The following is a 20,741-nucleotide window of genomic DNA, read 5'->3' as shown; positions in this document are numbered from 1 at the left end:
GCGCAAAGAAAAACCCCGGACCAAGGCCCGGGGTTGCGACACCTGCCGGCCCGCCAGGCGGGCCAGCCCGGTCAGGCCGTCACGGTCGACAGCGCGGCGTTCAGCGTCTGGCTCGGGCGCATTGCGGCGCTGAGCTTGTCGGCTTCCGGCATGTAATAGCCGCCGATATCCACCGGCTGGCCCTGCACGGCGGCCAGTTCGCCAACGATCTTCTGCTCGTTGTCCGTCAGCGTCTTGGCCAGCGGCGCGAACTTCGCGGCCAGTTCCGCATCGTCCGACTGGCCTGCCAGTTCCTGCGCCCAGTACATCGCCAGGTAGAACTGGCTGCCGCGGTTGTCCAGCTGGCCGGTCTTGGGCGACGGGCTCTTGTTGTTGTCCAGCAGCTTGCCGGTGGCCGCGTCCAGCGTCTTGGCCAGGATCTTGGCGCGCGCATTGCCGGTCTTGATGCCGACGTCTTCCAGCGACACCGCCAGCGCCAGGAACTCGCCCAGCGAATCCCAGCGCAGGTGGTTCTCTTCCACCAACTGCTTGACGTGCTTCGGCGCCGAACCGCCGGCGCCGGTCTCATACATGCCGCCACCCGCCATCAGCGGCACGATCGACAGCATCTTGGCGCTGGTGCCCAGTTCCATGATCGGGAACAGGTCGGTCAGGTAGTCGCGCAGGATGTTGCCGGTCACCGAGATGGTGTCCAGGCCGCGGATCACGCGCTCCAGCGTGTAGCGCATGGCGCGCACCTGCGACATGATCTGGATGTCCAGGCCCTTGGTGTCGTAGTCCTTCAGGTAGGCCTCGACCTTCTTGATCAGCTCGGCTTCGTGCGGACGGTACGGGTCCAGCCAGAACACCGCCGGCATGCCCGAATTGCGCGCGCGCGTGACGGCCAGCTTGACCCAGTCGCGGATCGGCGCGTCCTTGACCTGGCACATGCGCCAGATGTCGCCCTGCTCGACGTCCTGTGCCAGCAGCACTTCACCGGTGGCCAGGTCGACGATGTTGGCCACGCCGTCTTCGGCGATCTCGAAGGTCTTGTCGTGCGAGCCGTACTCTTCGGCCTTCTGCGCCATCAGGCCCACATTGGGCACCGTGCCCATGGTGGTCGGATCGAAGTTGCCGTTGGTCTTGCAGAAGTTGATGATCTCCTGGTAGATGCGCGCGAAGGTGCTTTCCGGGATCACGGCCTTGGTGTCCTTCGGACGGCCGTCGGCGCCCCACATCTTGCCGCCGATGCGGATCATGGCCGGCATCGAGGCATCGACGATCACGTCGTTGGGCGCGTGCAGGTTGGAGATACCCTTGGCCGAATCCACCATGGCCAGTTCCGGGCGATGCTCGTGGCAGGCGTGCAGGTCGCGGATGATCTCTTCACGCTTGGAGCTGGGCAGCGCCTCGATCTTTTCGTACAGGTTGACCAGGCCGTTGTTGACGTTCACGCCCAGTTCATCGAACAGCGCGCCGTGCTTGGCAAAGGCTTCCTTGTAGAAAATCTTGACGGCGTGGCCGAACACGATCGGGTGCGACACCTTCATCATGGTCGCCTTGACGTGCAGCGACAGCATCACGCCGGTCTGGCGCGCGTCTTCGAACTGCTCTTCATAGAAGTCGCACAGCGCCTTCTTGCTCATGAACATGCTGTCGATGATTTCGCCGTCCAGCAGCGAGACCTTGGGCTTGAGCACGATGGTCTTGCCGCTCTTGGTGACCAGCTCCATCTTGACGTCACGCGCCTTGTCCAGGGTCATGGACTTTTCGCCGTGGTAGAAGTCGCCATGCTTCATGTGCGCCACGTGCGTGCGCGAGGCCATGCTCCACTCGCCCATGCTGTGCGGGTGCTTGCGCGCGAAGTTCTTGACCGCTGCCGGTGCGCGGCGGTCGGAGTTGCCCTCGCGCAGGACCGGGTTCACGGCGCTGCCCAGGCACTTGGAATAGCGCTTCTGGATGGCCTTTTCTTCGTCGGTCTTCGGGTCTTCCGGATAGTCCGGCACCTTGTATCCCTTGCCTTGCAGTTCACGGATGGCGCTCACCAGCTGGTGCACCGAGGCGCTGATGTTCGGCAGCTTGATGATGTTGGTGTCCGGCAGCTGCGTCAGCTTGCCCAGCTCGGCCAGGTTGTCCGGCACGCGCTGTGCTTCGGTCAGGAATTCGGGGAATTCGCCCAGGATGCGGCCCGCCACCGAGATGTCGCTGGTGGTCACGTTGATGCCGGCCGGCCTGGTGAAGGTCTGGATGATCGGGAGGAACGCACTGGTCGCCAGCAGCGGAGCTTCGTCGGTCAGCGTGTAGATGATGGTGGGTTGCTGGGTGCTCATTGCTTCTCTCAGATCCTCGAACGGGTGGTGGGACATCCGCCTGCTGGGTCACAGCGCGGCGGCATACTAGGCGAAAAATAGAATTTTGCCTCAGTTTGCTTTCATGGGCCTGAAAACCCACTGCTTTTTGCGCGGCTATCGGCAGAAATCCGGACGCCGGTGCCGCGTTGCGCCGCCCGCGCAGCATGATCGCTCTCCGATTGCACCGGCACTGTGGCCCGCATGACGCCTACGCTGCAGCGCAGCATGGCCGGGGCCGTGCGCCCCGCGGATCACAGTTCTGTCAAACTTGGCGCCGACAATGCAGGGTTTTGTCTCTTCAACGCCAAGGAAAACCACAATGTCTCGTCATTTGCTGCTGGCCCCGGCGGCCATCGTACTGGCCTGCCTGGGCGCGGCGCAGGCATGGGCGCAGGCCCCTGCTGCCTACCCCGCCACGCTGGCCGGCCACGCGCTGCTGCCGGCCCAGACCCTGCTTGCCGTGCCGAAGGACGCGCCCGCTGACCTGCAGGTCAGCGGCAAGTTCACCACCGCGCAGCGCGTGGAGAGGCCGGGCACGGTCGAAGGCAAGTCCAATGGCCGCCCCACCGGCGTGTCGCTGCCGTTCCGCGGCCAGCCGGCACAGGGGCATTCCGGCATCAAGCGCATGGCCGACGGTAGTTTCTGGGTGCTGACCGACAACGGCGCCGGCGCCAAGGCCAACTCGCCGGACTTCATGCTGTACCTGAACCACTACAAGGTGGACTTCGGCAGCGGCCGCCTGCAGCGCCTGAAGACCATCTTCCTGCACGACCTGGACAAGAAGGTGCCGTTCCGCATCGTCCACGAGGGCACCAGGCAGCGCTACCTGACGGGATCGGATTTCGATACGGAAAGCTTCCAGTTCGCCGATGGCGCGATCTGGATCGGCGACGAATTCGGCCCGTTCCTGATCAAGGCGGACATGGACGGCAAGGTGCTGGCCGTGTTCGACACCATGGTCGACGGCAAGGTGGTGCGCTCGCCCGACCATCCCGCCGTCACCGCGCCCGGCGCGCCGGACGGCAGCGTGAAGTTCCAGGTGCGGCGCTCCAAGGGCTTCGAGGGCATGGCGTCCTCGCCCGACGGCAGCAAACTGTACGCGCTGCTGGAAGGCGCGCTGTGGGACGCCGCCGCCAAGGGCTACGAGAACGAAGGCGGCAAGCCCTACCTGCGCGTGCTGGAGTTTGATGTCAAGCAGCAGGCCTGGACCGGCCGCCACTGGAAGTACGTGCTGGAAAGCGCCAGCCATGCCATCGGCGACTTCAACATGATCGATGCCCCACCGGCCTCATCATCGAGCGCGACAATGGCGAAGGCACGCCGGACAAGGCCTGCCCGGCCGGGCAGAAGCGCCCGGACTGCTTTGACGATGTGGCAAAGTTCAAGCGCGTGTACAAGGTCGAACTGAGCGATGCCAACGCCGGCGGGCCGCTGCGCAAGATCGGCTATATCGACCTGCTGCGCATTGCCGATCCGGGCAAGCTTGCGCGCAAGCCGTTGACGGATGGCGTGCTGGCGTTCCCCTTCTTCACCCTCGAAAACGTCGACGTGGTCGACGCCACGCATATCGTGGTGGGTAACGACAACAACCTGCCCTTCAGCAGCAGCCGCGAGCCGAACCAGGCGGACGACAATGAGCTGGCGTTGCTGGAGGTGGGGGAGTTCTTGAAGGCGCGGTGAGAATCCGCCGTGATGGGGGTGCTCCCCTCTCCCAGAGGGGGAGGGGAGAAAACAAGCAGGGTACGCTTACGCCGCCAGCCTGAACGTCGACACCGCCTCTTTCAGCCGCTGCGCCTGCTCCTCCAGCGAGCCCGCTGCGGCTGCGGCTTCTTCCACCAGCGCCGCGTTCTGCTGCGTCACGGTATCCATCTGCGTCACAGCCTGGTTGACCTGCTCGATGCCGGCGCTCTGCTCGGCCGAGGCCGCGCTGATCTCGCCCATGATGTCGGTCACGCGCTTGACCGCGGCAACGATCTCCACCATGGTCTGGCCGGCCTGCGTCACCTGCATGGAACCCTTCTCGACGCGATCGACCGAATCGCCGATCAGCGCCTTGATCTCCTTGGCGGCGGAAGCGCTGCGCTGCGCCAGCGTGCGCACCTCGCCCGCGACCACGGCGAAGCCGCGGCCCTGCTCGCCGGCACGCGCCGCTTCCACCGCGGCATTGAGCGCCAGGATATTGGTCTGGAAAGCAATGCCTTCAATCACGGCGATGATGTCGACCACCTTCCTCGACGCGCCGTTGATCTCTTCCATGGTTTCGGCAACCTTGCCCGCCGCGTCGCCGCCCTTCCCGGCGATGTCCGAGGCATTGACCGCCAGCGTGCTGGCCTGGCGCGCGTTGTCGGCGTTCTGGCGCACGATGCTGGTCAGCTCCTCCATGCTGGCCGCGGTCTGCTGCAGCGACGAGGCCTGTTCTTCCGTGCGCTGCGACAGGTCGGTGTTGCCAGCCGCGATCTGGCTGGTGCCGGACACGATCGACTCCGTGCCCGCGCGCACCTGGCGCACGATGCGCAGGATATTGGCATTCATGTCCGCCAGCGCCTGCAGCAGCTGTCCGGTTTCATCGCGGCTGTCGACGTCGATGCGGCTGGTCAGGTCGCCCGACGCCACGGTGCGCGCCACCGCCACGGCGCGGTGCAGCGGCCGCGTGATGCCCACCGTCAGCCATACCGAGAACGCGATGCCGACGGCCAGCACCACCATGCCCAGCCCGATCAGGCTGTTGCGGGCGTTGACGTAGATGCCGTTGATCTCGCGCGCGGTGGCGTCGATGCTGGCACGCTGGATGTCGAGCAGCTTCTGGATCTCGCCCAGGTAGGCGTCGCCGGCCGGGACGAACTCTTTCTCCAGCACCTGGTTGGCCTCTTCGGTCAGCCCCTCTTGCTTGAGCCTGGTGATCTTGTCGCGGCCGTTGTTGTACGGGTCGCGCACGCTCAGGATCTTCTGGAATGCGGCCTTCTCCTCGGCCGAGCTGAGCATCGGCTGGATCTTGTCGCGCAGCGCGGCGATGCCTTCGATCGACGCCTTGGTCTCGGCCGCGAAGAATGCGCCGAGCGACGGGTCGGCGCTGCGCGCCACCGCCGTGGTGCGGCGCACGCTGGTGTGCATGAGGCGGTACCAGTCGCTGACCACCCGCTCCTTGGTCAGCGGCTGCTGCATCATTGCGTGCGTGCGCTCAGCCACCTGTTGCAGGCGCATCATGCCGAATACCGTCATGAGCGCAGAAAGCAGCAATACCACCCCAAAGCCGATGCCGAGGCGGACCCCGATGCCTAGATTCTTCATGTCTTCTACCTGATTAGCACTGGTTATGGCGAAGTGCCGCCGCGCACGGCTGGTCGGCGCGGCGCTCTTCGCTCTCATCGTCCGCGGGCGGGCCGCTCGGGCCGGCGCACTTGCGGGCTATGGATGCCAACGGCATGGGGGATGGAAACTTTAGGGTCTTTCTCGATTGACGGCCAGAAGTGTGCGGATAGCGGCTATAGTGGACAGGAACCCGGCCAAAGGGCGCTCCATCCCCCGTCGCCGGCCACCCTGCCAGTCCTTTCAGAGAGATCGAGTATGGCCACGCCTCCCAACCCCTTTGCAGACTTCACCAAGATGATGGAACAGTTCCGCCTGCCGGGCGTGGACATGAGCGCAGTGATCGAAGCGCGCCGCAAGGACATCGAGGCCCTGACCGAGGCCAACAAGCTGGCCTATGAGGGCATTCAGGCCGTGATGAAGAAGCAGCAGGAGATCTTCGCCCAGACCATGCAGCAGCTGCAGGCGGCCGCCCAGCAGTACAGCACCGCGGGCAGTCCGGCCGAAGCCATGGCCAAGCATAGTGAATTCGTGCAGCAGCAGCTGCACCAGGCATTGGAGAACATGCGCGCGCTGGCCGAGACCACGCAGAAGGCGCAGGCCGAAGCGCTTGCGGTGATCAGCAAGCGCGCCGAGCAGAATGTGAAGGAGGCCGGCGAGTTGCTCCAGCCGAAATCCAAAGGCTAGCGCTAACGCTGCTCAGGCGGGACCGGGGCGATCGCCCCGGCAAAGCGGGCATGCGCCTCGAGGTCCACCGGCCGGTGCTTCACCTTGGTACTGGCCGGATCGTTGCCGAGGCAGTTGCCGTTCTTCCAGTCGCGTGCCGGGCGCACCGGGCGCGGCACGAACCCGCCCCCGCAGTTCGGGCAGACATTGCTGAGCGTAGCCACGCAGTCCGCGCAGAAGGTGCATTCGTACGAGCAGATGCGGGCTTCGGTGGATGCGGGTGGCAAGGGCTTGTTGCAATGCTCGCAGCCCGGTCTGAGTTCCAGCATATCGCTTGCTTCCTGTGTGGGTGAACGATTGGGGATCCACGCTATCGTAGCCGCATTTCCGGTGACGGGGCTCGCCCGTTCCAGCGCGCCACCGCAGCCGGCCCCCGCCTGGCCGTTGCGCCACCCGCGCGGCACCGGCATAGTGCCAGGCAAGCCGCCGCCAGGCACCCGGCCGCCCCCGACATGCTGCGCAACACCCTGACCCGCCTGATGCCCGGCGCCGCCGAGCTGCTGCGCCACCACCTGCGCGATGATCGCCGCCACGCTGTCGCCGCTGGCGCTGCCTGCTGGCCGCAGCCATCGCGCTCCTGCGCTTCCTGGCGCCGCTGACCCGCCCCGGTGAGCAACAGTTGGGCCTCTGGCAAGGCCACGATGGCTTCTACGAACTGGCCCACTACCCCGAGGCCCGACCCTTGCCTGGGCTGTTGATCTACCACTTCGAATCGCCGCTGACGTTCTTCAACGCCGACTTCCTGCGCTGGCGCATCCTGGCCCTGGCCACGCTGAACGAGGTGCGCTGGGTCGTGATCGATGCCATCTCCATCGCGCACGTGACCTGACCGGCGCCACCGTGATGCGCGACCTGCGGGCGCAGCTGTACGCAAGCGGCACGCAACCGGTCATCGCCGGACGCACCGCGCAGCTGACCGCCTGGCTGGAGCGCCGGCCGGCGCCCGCCGGCACAATGCCCTGCCACTCGCGCCCCTCCCCCCCGTGCACAGGCGCCCCGACCGCGAAGATTCTCCGCGGTCCGAAGACATGTCGCCGCATCAGGCAGCCACTGCTGCATCAACTCGCAGAACCGGCCGTCTCGCCATACCCACTGGCGCCGCTAACCTGCAGCACACCCACATCAACGCGAACGATTCCCATTTCCGTGCTGCACCACACCTCGCCGGACTTGCTCCAGACGCCCCAACATGAAACGCCAGCTCATTTCTATCCTCGCACTGACACTGGCCGCTTGCTGAAGCGTTGAACCATGACAAGGCTGGCGACACCTGTCGCCGGCCGATCGCAGAGGCGGCAATGGAATATGGCATCACTGACTACGAGAAGCTCAAGGCAATCTATTCCTGCTTTGTCTTCTTCTACTTCGTCCCGAGACTCGTGGTGTTTCCGCTCGTCTATGGCGAGCGTTATCTTCGGACGGTCATCACGTTGTGCGCGGTGTTTGCCGCGAACTATCTCGTGCTCACGCGTTTCTTTGGAGGCGAGGTAGTGCCAACGCTCTGCGAGGCATGCTACGGCCCCGTCATGAGCGTCTGGTTCGCGCTGCTCTGCAGCAAAATCGAGAAGGACAATCCGGGCTACTACAAGAATGAGGTTCGCCGCAGATGGTAGGGACGCTGACACTCTCAGACTTCCAGGTCAACGGCTACGGCATTGCCATGCTTTGCTACATAGCCATCGTGCTCGGCATCCTGGCGCCGAAGTACTTGTTGGTTCCACCGATCCTTCGGCGCCAGTATGGCTGGGCGGCCGGGGCAGCCGCCGGCGTCTTGCTGATCAACCTTTGCATCTTCACCCTCCTGATGCCTACAAGACCGCGGGTGCCATTCTATGAGTCCTTCGCGGGCGTGTTCCTGAGCCTATGCCTGTCGTTTGCGATATGCCATAGGGCCAGGAGCCAGGCTGACAGATCCTGACACCGGGTACTACGCCGGCCGGCATTGCACCGGCCGCCCGATCAGATCGCCAGATCACCCCTTGCGCCAGCATGGCATCCGCCACCTTGACGAAGTCCGCGATGTTCGCGCCTTCGACATAGTTGACATACCCGCCCGCCTTCTGTCCGCGGTGGATGCAGTTCTGGTTACAGCCGCGTCGAGCAGGACATCGCGCTGGTGACGGTGGCAGGGGTAGTGCTGCTGGGTGTGATGTCAGGCATCCTGCTGGCCGTAGCCATCGCGCTGCTGCGCTGATTGATCTCCGAATCATAGCCACAGGCGCACCGATCTCGCACCGGCGAAAAATCCCCCGCCCCTCGGAGATCTCGCTGCAACAGGCAGCCATGGCTACATGGTTTCGCTGAATCGGCCGTCTCCGCCAGCCCGCTGGCGTCGTTAACCTGCAGCACATCGACAGCAGAGAACGAATTTCATCTCAGCGCTGCCCCGCTCCTCGCAGGACATGCTCCAGACGCCCCGACATGAAACGCCAGGTCATTCCCCTTCTCGCGCTGATGCTCGCGCAGGCTTGCCAAGCCAGGCGGTGCGCAGATAGCGCCCGGAACGGTAGTGAAGCTGGGCGCCATGCCCGAAAGGGACCGTTTGCAGTAACCACCTTCGACTTCAAGGAGAACTCCAATGCATTACGCAAGGAAGACAGCGGCCACGCTTGTGCTGGCCAGCCTTTGCTGCGGCGCTTGGGCCAAGGCGCTGACGTTTGAAGAAATCGAGCGGGCAGATACCGTTTCCGGGCGCTACATCAGCCATCTGTCAGCGACGGAAATGAATATGGTCGACTCACCGCACCCACCCCCTTTCCATCAACGGCACATCCCACGGCGGCTCACCCTGCAGGCTTTCCGCCAGGTAATCCACCAGCACCCGCACCTTCAGCGCCTGCCGCTGCGTGGCCGGGTACACCGCGGCGAACTCGAACGATGACAGCGCATAGTCGTGCAGCACCGGCACCAGCCGGCCGTCCAGCAGGTCTTCGCTGGCGACCAGCGTGGGCAGGCAGACCACGGCGGCGCCGCTGACGGCGTAGTCGCGCAGCAGGTGGACGGAGTTGGTGCGCATGCGCGGGGCCAGGTCGATCTCGACCGATTCGGCATCGCGCGAGAAGGTCCACTTGTTGCGGGTCGGGTAGGCGGAGTAAAGCGCCACCTTGCTGCAGACCAGGTCCGATGGCCGCTCCGGCTTGCCCCAGCGTTCGATGAATGCAGGGGCCGCGCAGAAGATGCGGCGCAGCTTGAACAGGCGCCGCGCGATCAGCGAATCGTTTTGCGGCGCGAAGATCTGGAAGGCCACGTCGAAGCCTTCTTCAATGGGATCGATCACACGGTCGTTGACGACGATATCCAGTTCGATATCCGGATACTGCTCGCTGAAGCCGGCCAGGATATCGGCGAAGTGCCCGATGGCAAAGCCGGGCAGCACCTGGATGCGCAGGCGCCCGGCGGGGGTGGCGCGCAGGTCGCGCATCTGGTCGGTCAGGTCGGCCAGGTTGGCGACCACGTCGGCGCATTGGCGGTAATAGGTCTCGCCGACTTCCGACAGGCGCACGTGCCGCGTGCTGCGATGGAACAGCGGCGCATTGATGTACTTCTCCAGCTGCTGCACCCGATTGCTGACGACGGAATTGGTCACGCCGAGCTGGCGTGCGGCCTCGGCAAAGCTGAGCGTATCGGCGACCCTGACGAAGGCTTCGATGCTGAGAAAGCGGTCCATGGCAAACCTGGGGCGAGGGGATCGAAGTTGACATGTGGCAGTGCTACCATCGGGCGCTCGCCGGGCCGACGAGAGCGGCCGGCAACATGCCGCGGTTGGCTGCACGAGGTTGGTGCGCGGCGCCATTTCAGCCGCGACCAGAAGGCACCTGGCGGCAATCATAGCGAACGAGGGGCAGATCCGTCATGCAGATCCGTGCATTGCATCGCCGCCGCCTGGTGCTGGGCGGCGCCGCCGCCATGCTGCTGGCCGGCCGCGCCGGCGCGCAGGCGCACAGCACCGGCCCGCTGGTGCTGGTCGTGCCATTTGCGCCGGGCGGCGTGGTCGACAAAACCGCGCGCGAAGTCCATGCCGGCCTTGGGCGAAGGCTCGGCCACACCGTGGTGATCGAGAACCACGACGGTGCCGGCGGCACCATCGGCACGGGCATCGTGGCGCGCAGCAAGGCCGACGGCCACACCATCGGCCTGGTCTATGACTCGTATGCAACCGAGCCGCTGGCCTACCCGAACCTGCCTTACCGTGCCGGGCGCGACCTTACCGGCGTGGCCTACATGGTGCGCGCGCCGATGGCGCTGGTGGTACCGGCCGCTTCGCCCTGGCACACGCTGCAGGACTACGTGCGGGCCTGCCGGCAATCGCGCGAAGTGTCTTATGCATCCGTGGGCGTCGGCAGTTCCAATCACCTGACCGCCGAATGGTTCCACCAGGCCGCGGGCACCCATGGCCTGCATGTGCCGTTCCGCGGCGGCGCGCCGGCGCTGAAAGACCTGCTGGGCGGCCATGTCGATTCGATGTTTGCCAGCCTGCCGCTGGTACTGGCGCAACTGCAGGCCGGCAAGCTGCGGGCGCTGGCGGTAAGCGCCTCGGCGCGCAATCCGCATCTGCCGACGGTGCCCATCCTGGCAGGAACCTGGCCAGGCCTGGTTACCTACTCCTGGGTCGGCATGATTGCGCCGGCCGGCACGCCGGCCACGCAGCTAGACCAGCTGGCCGCCGCCGTCAGCCAGTCGCTGCGCGAGCCGGCCGTGACGCAGCGGCTGCATGACAACGGCTTCGAAGTGGTGGCTGGCGGACGCGATGCGATGAATGCGCTGGTCGCATCCGAAGCGGCGCGCTGGGCGGTACTGGCGCGGCAACGCACGCTGGCGCTGGGCTAGCGCAGCGCTAGTGCGCCTGCGGCTGGTCGTCCGCGGTTTGTGCCGCGGGGCGTGATGCCGTCGGCGCCGCTGGTGCGCCCGTGATTTTCGGCACGCACTCGCCGCGGAACCACGCCACCGTGACCGGCTCGCCCGCCAGCAGGCGCTTGACCGGCGGCACCACTTGCTCGCCGATCAGCATGCCCAGCAAGCCGATCAGTGCCACCACCGGCGGCGCCGGCGAGCGCACCTGCAACAGCGCGTAGATGATGCCGACCAGGATGCCAGCCGCCAGTGATACCAGATAGAGCTTCATTGCCATCTCCCTGAAATGATCCGTGATGTCGCGCGGGCTTCAGCGCGCAAAGTGCTGCGCAATGCCGGCATCCACGTTGATCCACACCGAACGCGGCTCGGTGTAGCCGTGCATCGCCTCGAACCCCATGTCGCGCCCGTAGCCGGATTCGCCCACGCCGCCGAAGGGGCTGCCCGGATGGACGCGCTTGTAGCAGTTGACCCAGCACATGCCGCCGCGGATATCGCGCGCGAGGCGGTGCGCGCGGGCCAGGTCGCGCGTCCATAGCCCGTTGCCCAGCCCGTATTGCGTGGCGTTGGCGATAGCCAGCGCCTGCTCGTCGCTGGCAAAGCGCAGCACCGCGACGACCGGGCCGAAGACCTCTTCCTGGGCGATGCGGTCCTGCGGGCGCGCCGCGACCACGGTGGGCTCGACATAGAAGCCGTGGCGCAGGCGGGGGTCGGCAGGCGCCTTGCCGCCGGCCAGCACGGTGCCGCCCTGGGCCCGCGCCATCTCCACAGACTCCAGCACGCGGTCGCGATGGGCGGCCGAGGTCAGCGGCCCCATCTCGGTGGCGGGGTCTGCCGGATCACCCACGCGGATCGATTGCGCCAGCGCCACGAAGCGCGCGAGGAAGGCATCCGCGATGTCCTCATGCAGCAGCAGGCGCGAGCCGGCGATGCAGGCCTGGCCCTGGTTGTGGAAGCTGGCCCAGGCCGCGCCCGCCACCGCGGCATCCAGGTCGGCATCGGCAAAGACGATATTGGCGCCCTTGCCGCCCAGCTCAAGCTGGATGCGCTTGAGGTTGCCGCGCGAGGCCTCGACGATGCGCCGCCCGGTGGCGGTGGACCCCGTGAAGGCAATCTTGCCGACGTCGGGATGGTTGGCCAGCCGCTGCCCGGCCACATTGCCGAAGCCGGGCACGACGTTGATCACGCCCGGCGGGAAACCGGCGTCAGCCGCCAGCGCCGCCACGCGCAGCGCGGACAGCGGCGTCAGCTCCGACGGCTTGAGCACCACCGTGTTGCCCGCCGCAAGTGCGGGCCCCAGCTTCCAGCCGGCGAACATCAGCGGAAAGTTCCACGGCACGATCTGCCCCACCACGCCGACCGGGATCCGTTGCACGTAGTTGAGAAAACCGGGTTCGACCGGCACCACGGTGCCTTCGATCTTGTCGGCCATGCCGGCGAAATAGCGGAAACACGCCGCGGTGCGCGGCACGTCCAGGCCGCGCACATCGCGGATGGGATGGCCGGTGTCGGCGCTTTCTAGTTCGGCCAGCCCCGTGTCCGCCTCGATGGCGTCGGCCAGCCGCGCCAGCAGCCTGCCCCGTTCGCCGGCGGCGAGGCGCGACCATGCGGGAAAGGCGCGGCGCGCCGCGGCCACGGCGCGGTCAATATCGAGCTGCGCGCCCGCGGCCACGCGCGTGATCAGGCTGCCGTCGTGCGGATTGACGACGTCAAGGGTGTCACCGTCGAGAGCGTCGACGAAGCGGCCATCGATAAACAGCTGGTTGTGCATGGGGGTCCTTGGGGTGGCGGGCCGTGGCTTGCGCGGGGCGCGGGGCGCGGGGAAAGCAAGGCGTAGTGGTCAGCCAGCGCCTGCCCTCTTCCCCGGCCCCTCTTGCGCAATCGGAAGCGGAGCAAACCAGGGGACATTGGTTGTCTTGTGGTTGGCTGGACAGGTCGCTTGCGGCCTCAGCCCGGCGTGGCCGGCGGCCGCCCAATGCCCAGCAAGTGCCGCACCCGCGGCGGCCCCTCGCCAGTGTGGAAGCGCGCGACCTCGCGCTGCAGGTCGGCGTCCGCGTGCGGCACGCGTTCGTGCTGGCGCAGGTGCTCGGCCCAGGATTCGACCAGGAACCACTCGGTGTAGGCCTCGGCGTCGGCCGAGGTCTTCCATCACGCCCCAGCTGAAGGCGCCGTCGCGCAGCCGTTCCTCGGACAGCTTGTGGATGGCGTGCAGGAAGCTGTCGCGGTCGGCCGCGCGCACGCGGTATTCGATCAGGATCATCACCGGGCCACGGTCGTGCGCCACCTCGGCGGCTTCAGGTGAGTTCGCTGGCCGGCACCAGCTCCGGCACGATCGACTGCCAGGTCGGCCCCATCATCGCCGTGCCGATGCCGCCCAGAAAGGCCAGGCCGATCAGCAGCTCGATGGTCAGCCCGTCCCGCCATGCCAGCAGCATCAGCGAACCGCTGACCATTGTCAGCCCCAGCTGGATCACGATCAGGAAACGGCGCCGGTCGAGGATGTCAGACAGCACGCCGGCGGGAATCGCCAGCAGGAACACCGGCAGCGTGCCGGCCGCCTGGATCATGGCGACCGCGGCGGGCGAGCCCGACAGGTCAGTCGCCAGCCAGGCGCTGGCCACATCGCGCATAAAGCTGCCGATATTGCCCAGCACCGTCGCCGCCCACAGCACGGCAAAGGTGCCGTGCGCCAGCGGCGCGAAGCTGCCGCCGGCCGGGGCGGCGGCACCGGGGATCGGCGCGGGCTTGGCGGCCGGGCTCATGCCTGGCCCCTGGCCGCGCGGCGTTGCCGCAGGTCTTCCCAGGCCACCAGGCAAAGGCCGCCGGCCAGCGCGATATGCTCGAAGAAGGCGTTGGCCTGCCCGAAGCGGGCATCCGGCGGCGCCTGCCAGAAGCGGTTGGCGACCAAGGTTGCCAGCACGGTGAAGACGGCCAGCGCCAGCGCGCCCAGCCACCGCAGCCGCCCGCTCAGCATCAGTGCGGCCGCGCCCAGTTCCAGCACGATCACGGCGGCCGCCAGCGGTGCGGCCGGTGCCAGGCCGAAGTGCTGCATCTCGGCGATGGCGGCACCAAAGCCAGCCGCCTTGACCAGTCCACCCTGCAGGTAGGGCGCGGACAATGCCAGCAGCGCCAGCCAGCGCAGCCATGCGGGGGGCGCGCCGGGCGTGGTCGCTGTGCCCGCCGCGGGGAGGATGGGATGGGCTGTCATGGTCGGGTTTCCTCGTATCGGCAACGCAGCGGCATCAGAACGCCCAGCATGAGCAACCCAGCGCGCCCCAGAACGTACTCTCGTCCGAGGCGGGCACGCCGGCCGTCCAGGCCCTGGCATGCGCATGGCCATGCACGCCGCACGAACTGGCACAGCCGCAGGCCGTGTTCAGCGCCAGCTTTTGGGCTTGCGGGCGCGGCTGGTAGCCGCCCGCGTGGCGCACCGGCGACCAGTCCGGCATGGCCGGCGGGATGGCGGGCGACAGCTTGCCGAAGTCGCCGTCGCCATAGACCACCTCGCCGCCCAGGATGGTCAGCACCGAGGTGATGTCCTGGATCTCGTCGCCCGGCACGCTGAAGTAATCCGCGGACAGCACCGCCAGGTCGGCCAGCTGGCCCGCCTTGATCTGCCCCTTCTTGCCGGTTTCGGACGAGAACCAGGTATTGGCCTCGGTCCACAGCCGCAGCGCGGTCTCACGGTCGAGCAGGTTGGCCTGCGGGTACATCGACATGCCGCCCACGGTCTTGCCGGTGGTCAGCCAGTACAGCGACACCCACGGGTTGTAAGAGGCCACGCGCGTGGCGTCGGTGCCGGCTCCGACCTTGACGCCCCGCTCCAGCATCTTCTTCACCGGCGGCGTCGCCTCGGCCGCGCGCGCACCGTAGCGCTCGACAAAGTACTCGCCCTGGTAGGCCATCCGGTGTTGCACCGCGATGCCGCCGCCGAGCGCGGCAATGCGGTCGATATTGCGGTCGGAGATGGTCTCGGCGTGGTCGAAGAACCAGTTCAGCCCGTCGAACGGAATGTCCTTGGCGACCTTTTCATAGACGTCCAGCGCACGAGAGATGGTCTGGTCGTAGGTGGCATGCAGCCGCCACGGCCAGCGCTTTTCCGCGAGCAGGCGGATCACCGGCTCCAGGTCGGCCTCCATCGACGGCGCCATGTCGGGGCGCTCGACGCGGGTCCTCGAAGTCGGCCGCGGTGTAGACCAGCATCTCGCCGGCGCCGTTGTGGCGGTAGAGATCGTCGCCCTGGCCTGGACTGACCTTGGCGGTCCAGGTCTTGAAGTCGTTCAGTTCTTCCTTGGGCTTCTGCGTGAACAAGTTGTACGCGAGCCGCACCGTCAGCTGTCCTTCCTTGTGCAACGCCTCGATGATGCTGTAGTCCTCGGGATAGTTCTGGTACCCGCCGCCTGCATCGATTACGCCGGTCACGCCCAGCCGGTTGACCTCGCGCATGAAATGGCGCGTCGAGTTCTTCTGATATTCGGGCGGCAGCTTGGGGCCCTTGGCCAGGGTGGCGTAGAGGATGGTGGCATTTGGCTTGGCCAGCAGCAGCCCGGTGGGATTACCGCGCGCATCGCGCACGATCTCGCCGCCCGGCGGGTTGGGCGTGTCCTTCGTATAGCCCACCGCGCGCAGCGCGGCGCCATTCAGCATGGCGCGGTCGTACAGGTGCAGGATGAAGACCGGGGTGTCGGGCGCCACGGCATTCAGTTCCTCGATGGTGGGCAGCCGCTTCTCGGCGAACTGGTGCTCGGTGAAGCCGCCCACCACCCGCACCCATTGCGGCGCTGGCGTGCGGGCGACCTGGTCCTTCAGCATGCGCATGGCGTCGGCGAGCGAGCGCACGCCGTCCCAGCGCAGCTCCATGTTGTAGTTCAGGCCGCCGCGGATGATATGCATATGGCTGTCGATCAGCCCGGGAATGGCCCGCCGGCCATTCAGGTCGACCACCTTCGTCTGCGCGCCGGCCAGCTTCATGATGTCCTGGCGCGTGCCGACGGCGACGAAGCGTCCGTCGCGGATCGCAACGGCGTCCGCCTGCGGCCTGGACTTGTCGAGCGTGGCGAACTTGCCGTTGACGAGGATGAGGCTGGGTTGGCTGCCAGGCGACATGGCGAAGGTCTCCGAGAGAGGCGCCGCGCCGAGCGCGGCGGCCGAGGCGATGAATTGCCGGCGGGTGACTGACATCGTGGCTCAGGCCTTCAGGAAGGCCAGCAGGTCGGCGTTGACCTGGTCGGCATTGACCACGCACATGCCGTGCGAAGCGCCCGGATACACCTTGAGGGTCGCGCCCTTGACCAGTTCCACCGACCGCTTCGCCGAAGCGTCGATGGGCACGATCTGGTCGTCGTCGCCATGCAGGATCAGCGTGGGCACGTCGAACTTCTTCAGGTCCTCGGTGTAGTCCACTTCCGAGAACTCCTTGATGCAGGCGAACTGGCCCACGATGCCGCCGGCCATGCCCTGCGCCCAGAAGGCATCGATGGTGCCTTGCGAGACCTTGGCGCCGGGACGGTTGAAGCCGAAGAACGGCGTCGCCAGGTCCTGGTAGAACTGCGAGCGGTTGTCGGCCACGCCCTTGCGGATGCCGTCGAACACATCGATCGGCAGCCCGCCGGGGTTGGCCGCGGTCTTGAGCATGATCGGCGGCACCGCGCCGATCAGCACGGCCCTGGCGACACGGCCGGTGCCATGGCGGCCGATGTAGTGCGCCACCTCCCCGCCACCTGTGGAATGGCCCACCAGCGTGGCATCGTGCAGGTCCAGCGCGTCCAGCAGCGCGGCCAGGTCGTCGGCATAGGTGTCCATGTCGTTGCCCTGCGCCGGCTTGTCCGAGCGGCCATGGCCGCGGCGGTCATGGGCGATCACCCGGAACCCCTGCTGCACCAGGAACAGCATCTGGGCGTCCCACGCGTCGGCATTGAGGGGCCAGCCGTGGGAGAAGACCACGGGCTGGCCACTGCCCCAGTCCTTGTAGAAGATCTGCGTGCCGTCCTGCGTCGTGATGATGCTCATGATGGGGCTCCTGGATGCAATCAAGGGATCGGGCGAGCTTGCGGCGGGTTCGGTGCCGGCTCAGCGGGCAGGCACGGCGGCCAGTGCCTCGTGCGGCGTGGCGGTGCGCTGCGCGGCCTTGTGGACCATGGTGTAGGCGTAGTCCACTCCCATACCGTAGGCGCCCGAGTGCTCCTTGACCAGTTTCATCACCGCGTCATACGTGTCGCGGTGGGCCCAGTCGCGCTGCCATTCCAGCAGCACCTGCTGCCAGGTGACCGGCACCACGCCGGCCTGGACCATGCGCTGCATGGCGTAGTCGTGGGCTTCCTTCGAGGTGCCGCCGGAGGCATCGGCCACCATGTAGATCTCATAGTCGCCCTCGGCCATCGCGCAAAGGGCAAAGCTGTTGTTGCAGACCTCGGTCCACAGGCCGGACACCACCACCTTCTTGCGGCCATTAGCCTTGAGCGCATCGCGCACCTTCTGGTCGTCCCAGGAGTTCATCGAGGTGCGTTCCAGCAGCTTGTGGTCCGGGAACACATCCAGCAGTTCCGGGTAGGTAAAGCCCGAGAACGACTCCGTTTCCACCGTGGTGATGGTGGTCGGGATATTGAAGATCTTCGCCGCCTTGGCCAGGCCAACGGTGTTGTTCTTCAGGGCCTGGCGGTCCATCGACTGCACCCCGAAGGCCATCTGCGGCTGGTGGTCGATAAAGATGAGCTGGCTGTTTTGCGGGGTCAGGACTTCGAGCTTGGGGTTCGTCATGATGATCTCCGGTCAGGGGCGCCTGGATAGGCTGGCTTGCAAGTTAGTAACTGCTACTGCTGCATTCATTCACCAGTGGCATTCACCAGGTGTGCGGGCATAGTAGGCAAGGCGCCGTGCACTGACTATGGGGCAAAGTCCGAGGACAGTGTTCGCGATTTGCGAATAATCGGGAGATGTCGGCGGGCCGTGGCGCCGGGCGACGGCATGGGGGTGCTGCCGGCGCTGCGGGATGGGTACTGCCTGAGGGGGAATCGGGGGAGATGCGCCAGACGGGTGCGTGCCTGCACCCGCCCGGCAACGGCCGGCATTGCGCCGGCCGGAACTTCAGGTCAGATCACGCCTTGCGCCAGCATGGCGTCGGCCACCTTGACGAAGCCGGCGATGTTCGCGCCTTCCACGTAGTTGATATAGCCATCCGCCTTCTGCCCGTGGTGGATGCAGTTCTGGTGGATGTCCTTCATGATTGCATGCAGCTTCTCGTCGACCTCGGCATGGTGCCAGGACAGGCGCATGGCGTTCTGCGACATTTCCAGGCCGGAAGTGGCAACGCCGCCGGCATTGCTGGCCTTGCCCGGGGCGTAGAGGATCTTCGCATCGACAAAGCGGTCCACGGCTTCCAGCGTCGACGGCATGTTGGCGCCTTCGGCCACGCAGATCACGCCATTGCCGAGCAGGGCCTCGGCGTCGTTGCCGTCCAGTTCGTTCTGGGTGGCGCACGGCAGGGCCACGTCGGCGGGCACGTGCCACGGGGTGCGGCCGGCTTCAAAGGTCATGCGGTGGCGGGCGGCGAAGTCAGACAGGCGGCCGCGCTCTTCATTCTTGAAGGCCATCACTTCGGCCAGCTGCTCGGTGGTCATGCCTTGCGGGTAGTGCAGCACGCCGCCGGAATCGGACAGCGTCAGCACCGTGGCGCCCAGCTCGATCGCCTTCTCGGCCGCGTACTGGGCCACGTTGCCCGAGCCGGAGATCAGCACGCGCAGGCCGTCGAAAGCGCGCCCGCGGCGGTGCAGCATCTCCTGCGCGAAGTAGACCGTGCCGTAGCCGGTCGCTTCCGGGCGCATCAGGCTGCCGCCGTAGGCCAGGCCCTTGCCGGTGAAGACGCACGCGGACTGGTTCGACAGCTTTTTCATCATGCCGGCCATGAAGCCGACTTCGCGCGCGCCCACGCCGATGTCGCCGGCCGGGATGTCGGTATCCGGGCCCAGGTGGCGGTACAGCTCGGTCACCAGCGCCTGGCAGAAGCGCATCACTTCGCCGTCGGACTTGCCCTTGGGATCAAAATCCGAGCCGCCCTTGCCGCCGCCCATGGGCAGCGTGGTCAGCGCGTTCTTGAAGGTCTGCTCAAAGCCCAGGAACTTCAGCACCGACAGGTTCACGGTCGGGTGGAAGCGCATGCCGCCCTTGAACGGGCCGATGGCCGAGCTGTGCTGCACGCGGAAGGCGCGGTTGACCTGCACGCGGTTCTGGTCGTCGGTCCAGGCCACGCGGAACTGGATCACGCGCTCGGGCTCCGCCAGCCGCTCAAGCAGGGCCTGCTCGGCGTAGCGCGGATTGCGCTCGACAAAGGGCCAGAGCGTCACCATCACTTCCTTCACGGCCTGGAGGAATTCAGGTTGATTGGGGTCGCGGCGGGCAACCCCCGCCAGGAATGCGTCAAGGGACGGAGAATTCACGGATGTCTCTGCTGTGCTGGAGTGGCTGGATCCGGCAGCCTTGCCGGCTTGGTGCCGGTCTGTGGTGCCGTCTGGCGTTGCGCCGATGGAAGGTGGGTGACCTCCGGTTGTCTGCACATTCACGGCGGGCCGTGCCTGTCTGACAACGCAGCACTTTAGCACCAGCGTGGGGCACGCAACAGTCAAAACACCTGTGACAGCGGCGTGCAAGCCGCAATTTTATTGCAGGCGACAGGGTTTTCCGTTCGATCAGCGGACAGCGTTGGGTCCAGCGAGTGGGCTTCCCGGCCTTCAGGCGATGAGCAGCCTGGCGCCCCGCTCCTTGAGCGCCGCCGCCAGTTCCGGCTCCGGCGCCATGTCCGTGATCAGCCAGGCAGCCTGTTCGCCATGCTTGATGTTGACCCCGGTATTGCGGCCGAACTTGGTGTGGTCGGCGACCACGCAGGCCACGTCGGCGGCCAGCAGCATGCGGCTGCGCAGCTCCGCCGCGGCGCGGGAGAAGTCGCAGATCTCGCCGCGCGGCGTGACGCCGCCGATGCCGACAAAGGCAAAGTCGGTGTGGTAGCGCGACAGCTGTTCGATGGTGTCCCAGCCGTGTGTGGCGTCTTCGTTGTCCTGCAGCTCCCCGCCCAGCACGATCACCCGGTTGCCGTTGCGCCGGCCCAGCAGCTGGGCGATGGCAAGGTCGTTGGTGTAGACCAGCAGGTTGTGGTGGCCATGCAGCGCCTGCGCCACCGCGTGGGTGGTAGTGCCGTAGTCCAGGATCAGCGAAGCGCCGTCGCGCACCAGTTCCGCCGCGCGCACGCCGATGGCGCGCTTGCCTTCGGCATTGACTGCGGCGCGGGTCTGGGTATCAGGCTCGGTGCGGTCCGAGGCCAGCGCGCCGCCGTGGGTCAGCACCAGCAGGCCACGTGCCGCCAGCGCGTTCAGGTCGCGCCGGATGGTCTCGCGCGAGACATCGAGCTCGGTCACCAGTTCGCTGATGGCCAGCGCGCCGGTGGCGGACAGCTGGTCGAGGATGTATTTCTGCCGTTGTTCGGCGAGCACGGTGACTCCGGGAGCGTCAGGGGATGGGGGCTGATTCTAGCGCAGCCAT

15 protein-coding genes and 3 pseudogenes are annotated in these 20,741 nt (G+C 66.5%); 5 read left to right on the top strand and 13 right to left on the bottom strand.

Going from position 1 to position 20,741, the window contains the following annotated elements; genetic code table 11:
• Nucleotides 1–71 precede the first annotated feature (71 nt).
• Nucleotides 72–2,309, bottom strand: a complete 2,238-nt coding sequence (locus A3A5_RS0101750; protein ID WP_018308942.1) for an NADP-dependent isocitrate dehydrogenase — start codon at nucleotides 2,307–2,309, stop codon at nucleotides 72–74.
• Nucleotides 2,310–2,649: 340 nt separating this feature from the next.
• Between A3A5_RS0101750 and A3A5_RS37540 the strand changes: the two are divergent.
• Nucleotides 2,650–4,010: pseudogene (locus A3A5_RS37540) on the top strand (esterase-like activity of phytase family protein).
• A 66-nt stretch (nucleotides 4,011–4,076) separates the two neighbouring features.
• Here the strand turns inward: A3A5_RS37540 and A3A5_RS0101740 are convergent.
• Entirely contained in the window at nucleotides 4,077–5,618 is a 1,542-nt protein-coding gene (locus A3A5_RS0101740) for a methyl-accepting chemotaxis protein (protein ID WP_018308941.1), read from the bottom strand.
• 276 nt (nucleotides 5,619–5,894) lie between these two features.
• Between A3A5_RS0101740 and A3A5_RS0101735 the strand changes: the two genes are divergently transcribed.
• Nucleotides 5,895–6,323 carry a phasin family protein gene (locus tag A3A5_RS0101735; RefSeq protein WP_018308940.1) on the top strand — a complete coding sequence of 143 codons (429 nt, stop codon included), beginning with the start codon at nucleotides 5,895–5,897 and terminating at the stop codon, nucleotides 6,321–6,323.
• Between the two features lie 2 nt (nucleotides 6,324–6,325).
• Here the strand turns inward: A3A5_RS0101735 and A3A5_RS0101730 are convergent, their stop codons facing one another.
• Nucleotides 6,326–6,631: a DUF1272 domain-containing protein gene (locus A3A5_RS0101730; protein ID WP_018308939.1), complete on the bottom strand. Its 306-nt coding sequence runs from the start codon at nucleotides 6,629–6,631 to the stop codon at nucleotides 6,326–6,328.
• 350 nt (nucleotides 6,632–6,981) lie between these two features.
• On the opposite strand from A3A5_RS0101730, the gene A3A5_RS0101720 reads away from it, so the two are divergent.
• Entirely contained in the window at nucleotides 6,982–7,191 is a 210-nt protein-coding gene (locus A3A5_RS0101720; RefSeq protein WP_018308937.1) for an STAS domain-containing protein, read from the top strand.
• Nucleotides 7,192–7,606: 415 nt separating this feature from the next.
• A complete protein-coding gene (locus tag A3A5_RS0101715; RefSeq protein ID WP_232431242.1) occupies nucleotides 7,607–7,975 on the top strand; it encodes a hypothetical protein in 369 nt (122 codons plus the stop codon).
• A 1,124-nt stretch (nucleotides 7,976–9,099) separates the two neighbouring features.
• Here the strand turns inward: A3A5_RS0101715 and A3A5_RS0101705 are convergent.
• The gene (locus tag A3A5_RS0101705) at nucleotides 9,100–10,029 is read right to left on the bottom strand and encodes a LysR family transcriptional regulator (RefSeq protein ID WP_018308934.1); all 930 of its coding nucleotides are present in this window, start codon (nucleotides 10,027–10,029) and stop codon (nucleotides 9,100–9,102) included.
• Between the two features lie 185 nt (nucleotides 10,030–10,214).
• Here A3A5_RS0101705 and A3A5_RS0101700 point away from each other — a divergent pair, with 185 nt between their 5' ends.
• Nucleotides 10,215–11,189, top strand: coding sequence for a tripartite tricarboxylate transporter substrate-binding protein (locus A3A5_RS0101700; protein ID WP_018308933.1), 975 nt, complete (start codon nucleotides 10,215–10,217; stop codon nucleotides 11,187–11,189).
• A gap of 7 nt (nucleotides 11,190–11,196) precedes the next feature.
• Here A3A5_RS0101700 and A3A5_RS0101695 read toward each other — a convergent pair whose 3' ends face one another.
• The 9 genes and pseudogenes from A3A5_RS0101695 to A3A5_RS0101650 all read right to left on the bottom strand — a co-directional run bounded on the left by A3A5_RS0101695 (nucleotide 11,197) and on the right by A3A5_RS0101650 (nucleotide 20,692).
• On the bottom strand, nucleotides 11,197–11,484 hold the full coding sequence (locus tag A3A5_RS0101695) for a XapX domain-containing protein (protein WP_018308932.1): 288 nt from the start codon (nucleotides 11,482–11,484) through the stop codon (nucleotides 11,197–11,199).
• 39 nt (nucleotides 11,485–11,523) lie between these two features.
• Nucleotides 11,524–12,984: an aldehyde dehydrogenase family protein gene (locus A3A5_RS0101690; protein ID WP_018308931.1), complete on the bottom strand. Its 1,461-nt coding sequence runs from the start codon at nucleotides 12,982–12,984 to the stop codon at nucleotides 11,524–11,526.
• A 176-nt stretch (nucleotides 12,985–13,160) separates the two neighbouring features.
• Nucleotides 13,161–13,975: pseudogene (locus tag A3A5_RS40695) on the bottom strand (MFS transporter).
• Nucleotides 13,972–14,421, bottom strand: coding sequence for a DoxX family protein (locus A3A5_RS0101675; RefSeq protein ID WP_018308930.1), 450 nt, complete (start codon nucleotides 14,419–14,421; stop codon nucleotides 13,972–13,974). The pseudogene A3A5_RS40695 and the gene A3A5_RS0101675 overlap by 4 nt, the downstream one beginning before the upstream one ends.
• Before the next feature lie 34 nt (nucleotides 14,422–14,455).
• Nucleotides 14,456–16,394, bottom strand: a pseudogene (locus A3A5_RS37535) (amidohydrolase).
• A 6-nt stretch (nucleotides 16,395–16,400) separates the two neighbouring features.
• Entirely contained in the window at nucleotides 16,401–17,222 is an 822-nt protein-coding gene (locus A3A5_RS0101665; RefSeq protein WP_018308929.1) for an alpha/beta fold hydrolase, read from the bottom strand.
• A gap of 60 nt (nucleotides 17,223–17,282) precedes the next feature.
• Nucleotides 17,283–17,969: a hydrolase gene (locus A3A5_RS0101660; RefSeq protein ID WP_010812814.1), complete on the bottom strand. Its 687-nt coding sequence runs from the start codon at nucleotides 17,967–17,969 to the stop codon at nucleotides 17,283–17,285.
• A 332-nt stretch (nucleotides 17,970–18,301) separates the two neighbouring features.
• Nucleotides 18,302–19,645: an NADP-specific glutamate dehydrogenase gene (gdhA, locus tag A3A5_RS0101655; RefSeq protein WP_026200347.1), complete on the bottom strand. Its 1,344-nt coding sequence runs from the start codon at nucleotides 19,643–19,645 to the stop codon at nucleotides 18,302–18,304.
• A 291-nt stretch (nucleotides 19,646–19,936) separates the two neighbouring features.
• A complete protein-coding gene (locus tag A3A5_RS0101650) occupies nucleotides 19,937–20,692 on the bottom strand; it encodes a DeoR/GlpR family DNA-binding transcription regulator (protein WP_018308927.1) in 756 nt (251 codons plus the stop codon).
• Nucleotides 20,693–20,741 lie beyond the last annotated feature (49 nt).

Origin of the sequence: Cupriavidus sp. UYPR2.512, from assembly GCF_000379565.1 — a bacterium.
Taxonomy (GTDB): Bacteria; Pseudomonadota; Gammaproteobacteria; order Burkholderiales; family Burkholderiaceae; genus Cupriavidus.
This window is presented reverse-complemented; position numbering and strand designations above follow the sequence as displayed.